The organism is Streptomyces sp. NPDC006476 (assembly GCF_040612015.1).
GTDB lineage: Bacteria > Actinomycetota > Actinomycetes > Streptomycetales > Streptomycetaceae > Streptomyces > Streptomyces griseorubiginosus_B.
This window is the reverse complement of record NZ_JBEXPK010000141.1, coordinates 1-9,895: the sequence shown is the minus strand read 5'-3', so window position 1 is coordinate 9,895 and position 9,895 is coordinate 1. Positions and strand designations below refer to the sequence as shown.

The following is a 9,895-nucleotide window of genomic DNA, read 5'->3' as shown; positions in this document are numbered from 1 at the left end:
CGAAGCCCTCCGCGCCATGATCCTGCTCTGCCTCGCCGGCTACAGCCGGCCCCTCCCCGGACGCACATAACACCCACAGAAACGAGCGAAGAGCCCGAAATACCATCCCCCGTCGGGCGCAAGCTACAGCCACAGGCCGACCACCAGCAGGAACATGGCTTTCCTGGCCTGCGCTCACTGCCACACCCTCACTGACGCGAAGCCGACACATCGCACCCGAGCGGTGCAATACGGGAGAAGTACGCGTACTTCCTCGAGGGCGCCCGCACCAAGCTGGACGCCGCCGCGGCCGCGGAAGCCCCCGCCGACCAGCCCACCGTCGACGGCCCGGCGTTAATCCTGCTTCAGTGACCCACAGTGACGGCTCCCCGTGATCGCTGCCAGGGCCCGGCTCACGTGCTTACAGACAAGGGACATTACGGGCGAACCACCAGGCCACTCAACGACCGAACCCCACCGAAGAATCGAGGTTAGCTCCCCGGCACTCTCATGGTCGCCACGAACAGATCCGGACGCGTGTGGAACTCGTCGTTCCAACGGATGATCTGCTGCTCGGCCAGCGTCCTGCCGGTCTTGACTATCTCCTCCAGAGGTTCGAGGAACCGCGCGCTCCCCGGTTCCTCGAGGCCGGCCGCAACTCTGGCTTCGATCCCATCCCTGGCCAGTCGGACGAGTTCGGCTGCGAGATCGATAATGCGATCCGGCCCGTAACGCGCGCGGAGACCGTACGTAGCGGCCTCACGCATTGCCCTCTGGTAGTCCTGCGTTGTCCGGCCTGCAAGCAGGCGTAGAGCAGCCTCCCGGCTCGGTCCCCAATAGGTCAGCCCGCTCCAGAAGGCTGGAACCGCCGGAATTTCGGAAAGAGTTGGGCCGTCCATGGCACGCAGCTCCAGGGTTTCCCGTACTCGAACGTCCGTCCAGATCTGAGACAGCAGGGATTTCCAGTCCTCGTCCGTCGGGAAGGTTCCGTCACCGAAGCCCTCTCGAAGAAGAGCGGAAAACGGCAGCGGTGGGGCGGCGACGTACTCCTCCTGCCGCAAGCGGTACACCATCGAGATGCTCGAAGCCCATTCGATGAAGCGGCGAAAGCTCAGTTCTCCGGACAGTGCTATATCGGGCACGCCGCAGCGGTGTTGCGGAAGTTCGAACCAGTACTCCAGCCGTCGGGAGAGCGCGCCGGAAATCTCTCCTTCTTCGAGAGGCGAGTTCACGAACAGCGCCGCCGCCACGGGCGCGACCAGCACCTGCATCCGGAACTTGGACCGCCAGTCTTCCTCTGAGAGGTAATCCAGCGTTACCTGCGTCGAGAGGGTACGTGTGGTGACCGGTGGGGTGTTTGACGTGGCACCGCCGAACTCGGTGAAGTACCGCCGCATGATCCAGGACCGGCTCTTCGGGATCCATGTCACCTCCTCCAGGGTGTCGAAGGGCAGGTTCCCGTTGGGCAGCAGTGCGATATCCATTCCTTCAGCGACCCGGGAGATGGCTGTCAGTTCGCTGCGCAACGAGGTCACGAGATCGGTCAGGTTCGCCATCGGCGGCGACGAATACTCGATCGCTCCGCTGTGCTCCAAAGTGATCTTCGTGCCGTCCGCCCGTCGTAGTCCGGTGAGGAATGTCCCGTCCATGACCAGAACTCCGCCCCCGTGCTCCCGCACGGCCTCCAGCAGGGCGCGGGCACCACGGGGACCCTCGTACGGGCGGGCGCGACCGGTTTGGGGATCCACCACCCCCAGTTCGACCTCGATGCCGATCATCTCGGCCGGGCCGTGACGTGCTTGGAAGACCTGCTCCATGATCGCGGGGCCCAGCCGGGATGCGCTGTCCACTCTCACCACCCTTGTCGGATGCCACGCTACTTCTCGGTACCGTCCCGACTGGCGCAACGACGCATGTCCGAACGACGCGGGCGTAGTGCTGTCGACGTCGCAGCGAAGCCGTCACCCTCCTCGCGGCGGGCGAGCCAGGGCGTGGTAGCCGAAGCGCGCCCGGGCATCGGACAAGCGCTCGCCGTCCAGGGTTGCGGCCACGATCTGGCGTTCGACATTGCGTACCTTGGCCACCAAGTCCACGACGGCAGGCATGGCTTCCTGGGGGACCACAATGGCACCGGAACCGTCAGCACACACCACGTCGCCGGGTACCACCCGCACACGGCACACCTCGACCGCGCCACCGACTTCCGCCAGGCGCACCCGGTTTTTGCCCGAGCGCATGTATCCGCCGCGGGCCCACAGGGAGTAGCCGAGTTCTCGGGAACGGTCCACGTCGCGGCAGACTCCGTCGATGACGGTGCCAGCAACGCCCTTGGCCCTGGACACGGTGCTGAGTACGTCGCCCCACACCGTCCTGTCCATCAGGCCACCGTTGGCGATCACGACGATGGAGCCGGGCGGCACGTCATCGATGAAATCGCCGGCGGGCCCGCCCTCGGTGGGCTCCACAGGCCGGTAGCGAACGGTGAACGCGGGACCCGCCACGAAGCCGGATCCCGAGATACGGGCGAGTCCCGGCAGACAGCCGTCGATCCCGAGTAGGTCGAGGGCGTCGCTGATCGACGCTGTGTCTGCGTCGATCAGCGGATGAGGGAGCAGATTCATGACGGTGGCTCCTGCACGACGCGGACCGCGAGCTTGCGGCCTCCTTGGAAGACATTGACGCGGGCCCCGGTACCGGCCTTGGCACCGAATCCAGCGAATCGACCACCCCAGACAAAGGAGTCAAGGCTCACCGACATGGGCTGGAAGGTCCCGTCCGCCGTCAGCACCGGGAAGGCGAGCGGGGGGACGTACTCTTGCACGAGATGGTTCTCCTTGAGCCCACGGGCCACAGCCGCAGCCCAGGCATGCGCGTCGACCGTGCGCCCCACCGTCACCCCTTCGCCCCTGATGTCGTATGGGGCCTTGAGGACCAGTTCCTGGGCCGGTCGTTTGGCGACGGCGCCGTTGCCCTCGGATTGGGCGCACCCCCCGCCGAGGCGACGCGACCACGGGAGCACCGATGCCACCAGACGACGCTGCTCGTCGTTGAAGTGCCCGGCCAAGCCGGGTTCCTGCACCATCGCCAGGGATAACTTGCTCTCCGTGACATAACGAGAGCCCATGGGGTTCACGTGGACGAACCCGTCGTGGCGTAAGGCCCGGCACCACGTATCGACGAGGTCCTCGTCAGTCTCCACCAAGGCGCTCCAAGGGCCGGTGTTCACCTTGTTCCAGCACAGGTCTGCGGGGCGCCTTGCGAACCGTACGCCCGTACTGCCGACTTGCACACTGCGGGGATCCGCGAGGAATGCATCGGCACCGAGGGCGTTCAACTGGGAGACCAGCTCGACGGATTCGACGCTCGCCGCCCCTTCCGGCTGCAACACCGCAATCCGGACCCCCTCAGCGGGGAGGCCCTGGCTCACGCCGTGGCCGATCAGAAACCGTGCGAAGGCGGTGTCATCGTCAAAGGAGAACGCCGCAGTATCCGGCCTGTGGTACCCCGAGCGCCGCTGCACCTCGTCGACCAGCGCGTTGATACGAGGCGTGAAGAGTGCACCGGCCGGCGCGTCCGTGTTGTTCTCCAGGAAGCGCACCCCCTGCGTCGTGGCATCGAGATAGCCGTCGATGCGGGCCACCACGACCCGATCCCGTTCAGCAGGTGTGGCGTCCACCAGACGCTCCGCATTGGATGCGAGTCCGAAGAAGGCACGAACACCCGCGTCTTCGCGGTAGAGCGCCAACACGTTGTCGAGCAGCCCTGTGTACTCCTCCACACGTCGGCAGTGTTCGTTGGCTGCTTCCAGCCGTAGGTACATGGCGCTGGCAGGAAGGGGGAACGTTCGGTTCTGCACCGGCGGCGACGATGCGAGCAGCACCTCGAGTTCCCGATACACCCGCCCCGGATCCGCGGCCAGGACGTCCGCTGATGCCTCGGTAGCCGCGCTGTCAATCACGGTGCCACCGCCCAAGGGCCGTGGGCGTCGACCGATTTCGGGCTTCGGCGAAGTACTGCCCCACCAACCTCTGGAATACGTGGGTGTCGCCCGCATCGGGGAAGGACGCGGCGTCTATGCTTCCAATGGCGGCGAATTCGAGGCCGGTGCCGCAGAGAAACGCCTCGTCCGCTCGGTACAGATCCGATGGAGCGAGACGCCCGACGCGCACGGGGATGCCGAGCCGCATGCACGCGGCGATCACCCAGGCGCGAGTGATGCCGGGCAGTGGCCCGTCGGCCAGCAGCGGTGTGGTCAGCGTTCCGCTGTGCACCGCGAACAGAGTGGCAGTGGGTGCCTCGCTGACGAAACCGTCAGACGTGCTGAGCAGGCAGCTGTCGAACCCGGCCGCTTGTGCGTCCAACAGTGCCAGCCTCGCACCTGCGTACTGGCAGATGCTCTTGACGTCTGTCGGGAACGCCTCTGCCACTGCGCGCTGACGCGTACTGACGGCCAGCCGCATCGCCCTGCCCTGCGCCAGCCACTTCTTGCGGCCCATGGGGCGCACCGTCACGCTGAGCAGTGGCTCCACCGGGGAGGCAAGCAATCCCACGTTGCCCGCGTTGATCACGATCCTGCAGTAGCAGTCGTCGCTGAGGCTGTTGATCTCCACGAGCTTGGCGATGATGACGGGCAGTCCAGACAGATCAGGCACCGGCACGTGCATGAGTGTCAGCGAGTGTGCCAGGCGCTCCAGATGTTCCTCGAGCAGCCAGGGCCGCACTGTGCCTGCGTCCGTCCGATACAGACGCACCCCCTCGAACACGGACAAGGCATAGCGCAGCGCCAGGCTGTCCACCCGAACCGTGGCGTCGGCGGAGGGGACGAACTTCTCGTCGTGGAAAACGACGTCGTCCGGAAGGCTCACGGCGCGACCCCATAGCGGAACACCGGCTCGGCTGCGTCGTAACCAGTGCGCAGAATCATGTCGAAATGCTTGTGCCTGAGGTCCAGTGCTCGGATCAGTGCGGCGCGAGCCGCATCGCGCCGCTCCGGAGTGTCGCAGTAACGCCTCAGCAGCTCACGTGCAGCTTCAGCATGTTCGTCTTCCAACTCGCTGACACTCTCCGCGTCGACGTCGCAGGAGGCGTGGTGGACGAAGAACTCAAGGCCCTCCGGTGGAAGGCGATAGGTGTCCCGCATCACCGTGAGCATGCTCGATCCAGTCGCGCTGACGATCGGGGGCTGGCCCTCCATCAGCAGGAGTACCGAAGCGACGCCCTCGGTGAAGTGTGCAGAGGAGTTGCAGACCGCGACATTGTGTTCCATTATCGCGCGAGTCTCGGGAGCCGGCTCTGCCTGATCAAGGTCGGCCCTGTCCACGCCGACCACGCCGGCGAAGTCCGCGAAGGTCTCCAGGTGGCGCTTTGACCGGGTAAGGGCGCCGGTCTCTTCCTCGTAGACGTTCTCCACGAGCAGGGCCCGTAGCCGGTAGTCCGCGATCCGTGAGGCGATTCCCAGGATGTTTCGCGTCCAAAGACTCTTGATCGGCCAGCGATGCAGAACAAAGCTTTTGAGGAGCCTCTCGGTCGCCTTGCCCGCCAGTATGGTCTGGTACAGCTCGCTGGTCATCTTCCGGCGATCGCGGATGAGTCGGTCGAGGTCGTCGACGAATTCGGTCGCGTCCACGTCAGTCTCCAAATGGAAAATGGGCGCGTTGAAGAGCCCAGATCGTGTCGGCACGCCTGTTCGTGGAACCGGACAGGCTCCTGGCCCACGAGGCGGCTTCGGACAATCCGTGCAAGCCGAGGGCCTGCTCGTAGTCCAAGTCGCCGAGGGCCGCGATCTGGGCAGCCGTGGCTTGGTCACGTTTGATGCCGAGTTCCTTGTCGACCGTCGTGCCGACCGGCTCGAGGGCCGCGACCTGCAGGTCGCGGCGACCAAGTCCTTGGAGGTAAGCGAGGAGCCTCTCAAGCTCCAGGTTGCCGCCGCCCTTGCCTATGCCTCGACAGGAGGCGTCGACGTGCGTGGCGCCCGCAGCGAGGCCGGCCAGCGCATTGGCGAAAGCGAGACCGAGGTTGTCGTGGGTGTGGATGCCGATGGGCACAGGGAGTTCAGCGCACAGACTACGCACGATCCGGCCAATGGATGTCGGAAGCAGGCTGCCGTTGGAGTCCGCGACGCAGAGCGCGTCCGCTCCCATGCTCACCGCCTCCGAACCGGCCCGCACCAACGAGGCGAGCGTCTCGCTACTGGTTCGGATCAAGTTGACGACGGCGTGCAGTCCGGCATCGGTGGCGCGGGCTACGACGTCACGCAGTGCCGTCACCGTGCTGACACTCGTCGGCAGCCGCACGGTACACACACCGGCTGCGCCGACCGCCGCGAAGTCGAGGGCACGGTCACGGTCCGTGGTCCGAGCCATGACGACCACATGGACGTCGTCCGTCCGCTCGGCGAGTTCTCGGATTGCCTCTGTGGTGATCCCTGACCTGCGGGCCTCCAAGGGTCCTGCGCCGTCGACGTAGCCGACTTCGATCCGTTTGACTCCGGCTGCGGCGACGGCGGACACCACCTCGCGGCGCTGGGCCGGCGTCCAACTGTGGCCGTTGAGGTAGCCACCGTCACGCAAGGTAACGTCAGTGATCACCACATCCTGCGGCAGCGCGGGCGGTGCCGACTGTTGCGGGCCGCCACCGGTGTGCGCAGCTCCTGTCACCGTCATGCACCCCCGCCGTGTGCCAGCACTCGGGCGAGCACACGGCAGACACGAGCCGCTTCGTCCATGTCCACACGTTCATACGGCGTGTGCGCCAGGGCCGGGTCACCGGGGCCGAAGTTGGCGGCGGGAATGCCCATGTGGGCCAGACGCCCCACATCGGTCCAGCCGAGCTTCGGCCGGATGCGTCCTTCCACGCCGCGAACCAGGGCACCGAGCAGCGGATGCCCAAGGGAAGGAGGCGCCGCCGGGGAGTCCAAGGTGACCTCGATGTCATCGGCCTCCGGCCCCACCAACCGCCTGATTTCATCCAGCACTGCATCGTGCGAGCGGGAGTGGGCATAGCGAACGTTGACATGGAACGCACAGCGGTCCGGCAGCACGTTGCTGTCTCCCCCGCCCTGAACACCGACCACTTCGAAAGCCTGCGGGTACTCGAGCCCGTCTAAAACCACCTGCTCAGACCGATAGGCCGAGCATCTGGCCAGAGCCGGCGCCATCTGGTCGATGGCGTTGACCCCTGTCCAGGGACGGGCAGTGTGCGCGCTCCTGCCGCGGTATCCGATCCGCACCCGCATATTGCCCTGGCACCCCGGTTCCAGCCAGCCGCCCGTCGGTTCCAGAAGCACGGCGGCGTCGGCCGCCAGCAGGTCCCGCGCTTGCTGCGCCAGACGGTTCATGCCGCTGGTGTGGCTGCCTGTCTCCTCTCGGTCATAGAAGACGAAGGTGCTGTCCAGGACGGCATCGGCCGCCACGGTCAGAGCCAGCCACACCATGACGGCCACTCCGGCCTTCATATCGACCGCACCCCGCCCCTCCACGAAACGGCCCTCCCATACAGGAGGTTGCGGAGGCTCTGTCGGCGGCACGGTGTCCAGGTGTCCCGCCAGCAGCAGACGCTGCGGGCGGAGCATTGACGTCCGGGCGACAAGACAGTTCCCGGTCCTGGTGACGCTCAGGTGGGATGATGCCTGGCGAAGCAATTTCTCGACGGCATCGCAGATCCGCTGCTCACTGCCGCTCACCGACGCCATAGCGACTAGCCGATGTGTGAGCACGCCGAGTTCCTCAAATGAGGGGATTTTCAATAAATTTGACGGCGCGTCATTGGAGGGAATAGTCACGATTGGGCTTGACCTCTCTGCTGACTCGCGCCAGACGCATCCGACGCGCGCCTGCCTCACGCATGGGTAGGGGACCGTGCATCCGTGCCATAACATGCCTTCGCAGGGAACGCTCTCAGATGGCCGAACATCGGATCCGAGCTTAACTCCCGGAGATGGATGGTCACTGGCCGTTAAACGCCATGAATTGGGATCACTTGGAATGCGGTTGTTCAGCAAGAGACATTCGGTTCACCATGACATTCCCTCAGCGCCGAACTTGTCAAAGAAATAAGCGAAATCACGAGGAGGCGCTTGGCACGCACTTGATGCCGAAAACACCTATGGGTCAACTTTCCGAGTCGCTCATTAATCTGATTCAGGGCCGGCTCGATGCAGAGTAAGAAGGCACTGCACTGTGCGTCAAGACGCCAGATCCGGCCATCAGAAAACCAAAATGAGCCCTGTCGCCAAAACGATCAAGTAGCTCCGCTTTACTATCAAGATCCGGACACCGCGGCAAGTGAAACGCGCAGGCTAATGTCCTGCGCCAGTAGTTCGCGGGGAACTTGGGCAGTCGAACTAGGGCGCATATTGAGTCGCGATCAAGGGGTGGTCCGGGTGAGGTCTTTGATCCAGATCATCGAGGCGCGTAGGTGGAGGCCGACGAGGTAGCTGTCTGGGGTCTTGTCGTACCGGGTGGCGATGCCTCGCCAGGCCTTGAGCTTGTTGATCAGGCGCTCAAGGAGCAAGCCGTACTGCACACATAGACGAGTTGGCGGCGGGGAATGTCCCGGTCATCGGGGTTGATGGCTTGCTGGACGCTGCTGCCGTCGTGTGTCGGCTGCTGGAGCGGCAGGCTGGGGTCGTTGAGGACGGTGAGTCGCGGTGTGCGAAGACGTCCGCGCTGAGCTCCCCAGAGCGGTCTGTGGGGGACGGTGCCGGAACTGCGCCGGGATCTGGTGGTGGGGCTGCTGTCCGAACTGGTGGCACGGATCGTGACCGCGGCCGGTCAGGGCGGGGGAACGGGTGATGACGACACCGGCGGCTCCGTGGAACCGGGTTGAGGGCAAGATCCAGCCGTGGCACCTGGACCGTCTCGCGGTCGTCTATGTGCGCCAGTCGACCCCGCAGCAGGTCATCGATCACGGCGAGTCGACCCGGCTGCAGTACGGACTGCGCCAGCGGGCGGTCGAGCTGGGCTGGGACGCGTCGCGGGTGCTGATGATCGACGAGGACCTCGGCCACTCGGCGTCCGGTCTGGTGGCCCGGCCGGGTTTCCAGCGGCTGGTCTCCGAGGTCGGTCTCGACCATGTAGGGCTGGTGCTCGGGGTGGAGATGTCCCGCCTGGCCCGCAGCGGACGCGAGTGGCACCAGCTGCTTGAGCTGTGCGCCCTGGCCGGGGCCCTGCTGGCCGACCCGGACGGGATCTACGACCCGGCGGAGCACAACGACCGCATGCTCCTGGGCCTGAAGGGCACGATCAGCGAAGCGGAACTGCACCTGATCAAGCAGCGGATGTGGAACGGGCGGATCGCCAAGGCCCGCCGCGGCGAACTCGCCGTGCCCCTGCCGATCGGCTACGTCCGTCTGCCGGACGGCCAGGTCGTCAAGGACCCCGACGAGCAGGTGCAAACCCTCGTGAAGCTGGTATTCGGTCTGTTTGACGAGCTGGCCACGATCAACGCCGTGCTGCGTTTCCTGGTCGATCACGGTATCGAGATCGGTGTGCGGGCCCGCTCGGGTCTGGGAAAGGGGCAGCTGGAGTGGCGCCGTCCCAGCCGGATCGTGATCCAGAACATGCTCCGGCACCCGGCCTATGCCGGAGTGTTCGTCTATGGCCGCAGCCGCACCGACCCGCGCCGCCGCCTGGCGGGCCGCCCGTTCACCGGCCGCGTCCGCCGCCCGCGCGAGGAATGGCTGGTCTACCTGCCCGGCGTGCTGCCCGCCTATATCGACCTCGACCGGCACGAGCGCACCCTGGCCAGGATCGAGGCGAACCGGGCACGCTCGTTAAGTATGGGAGCGGTGCGCGACGGGCCGGCGCTGCTGGCCGGAGTGATGTCCGCGTACAAGTGAACGTGCACCACCTCGTACGGATGAGAGTGCACCGTTCTTGATGCGGTGAGGGGCAAGGGCCGCGAGTCTGCTGCTGTC

At 65.6% G+C, this 9,895-nt stretch carries 8 protein-coding genes and 1 pseudogene; 1 reads left to right on the top strand and 8 read right to left on the bottom strand.

Going from position 1 to position 9,895, the window contains the following annotated elements:
• Positions 1–470 precede the first annotated feature (470 nt).
• The 8 genes and pseudogenes from ABZZ74_RS50800 to ABZZ74_RS50765 all read right to left on the bottom strand — a co-directional run.
• Positions 471–1,829, bottom strand: coding sequence for a glutamate-cysteine ligase family protein (locus ABZZ74_RS50800; protein WP_356950929.1), 1,359 nt, complete (start codon positions 1,827–1,829; stop codon positions 471–473).
• A gap of 111 nt (positions 1,830–1,940) precedes the next feature.
• The gene (locus tag ABZZ74_RS50795) at positions 1,941–2,600 is read right to left on the bottom strand and encodes an RraA family protein (protein WP_356950928.1); all 660 of its coding nucleotides are present in this window, start codon (positions 2,598–2,600) and stop codon (positions 1,941–1,943) included.
• On the bottom strand, positions 2,597–3,937 hold the full coding sequence (locus tag ABZZ74_RS50790) for a hypothetical protein (RefSeq protein WP_356950927.1): 1,341 nt from the start codon (positions 3,935–3,937) through the stop codon (positions 2,597–2,599). The genes ABZZ74_RS50795 and ABZZ74_RS50790 overlap by 4 nt, the downstream gene beginning before the upstream one ends.
• Positions 3,930–4,844: an aminotransferase class IV gene (locus ABZZ74_RS50785; RefSeq protein ID WP_356950926.1), complete on the bottom strand. Its 915-nt coding sequence runs from the start codon at positions 4,842–4,844 to the stop codon at positions 3,930–3,932. Before ABZZ74_RS50785 ends, ABZZ74_RS50790 begins: the two co-directional genes overlap by 8 nt.
• Positions 4,841–5,605, bottom strand: a complete 765-nt coding sequence (locus ABZZ74_RS50780; protein WP_356950925.1) for an iron-containing redox enzyme family protein — start codon at positions 5,603–5,605, stop codon at positions 4,841–4,843. The genes ABZZ74_RS50785 and ABZZ74_RS50780 overlap by 4 nt, the downstream gene beginning before the upstream one ends.
• Position 5,606: 1 nt before the next feature.
• Positions 5,607–6,566: a hypothetical protein gene (locus ABZZ74_RS50775; protein ID WP_356950924.1), complete on the bottom strand. Its 960-nt coding sequence runs from the start codon at positions 6,564–6,566 to the stop codon at positions 5,607–5,609.
• 71 nt (positions 6,567–6,637) lie between these two features.
• Positions 6,638–7,759: a succinyl-diaminopimelate desuccinylase gene (gene dapE, locus ABZZ74_RS50770; protein WP_356950923.1), complete on the bottom strand. Its 1,122-nt coding sequence runs from the start codon at positions 7,757–7,759 to the stop codon at positions 6,638–6,640.
• Positions 7,760–8,343: 584 nt separating this feature from the next.
• Positions 8,344–8,484, bottom strand: a pseudogene (locus ABZZ74_RS50765) (IS5/IS1182 family transposase); the annotation flags it as partial.
• Positions 8,485–8,770: 286 nt separating this feature from the next.
• Between ABZZ74_RS50765 and ABZZ74_RS50760 the strand changes: the two are divergent.
• A complete protein-coding gene (locus tag ABZZ74_RS50760; protein WP_356950922.1) occupies positions 8,771–9,817 on the top strand; it encodes a recombinase family protein in 1,047 nt (348 codons plus the stop codon).
• Positions 9,818–9,895 lie beyond the last annotated feature (78 nt).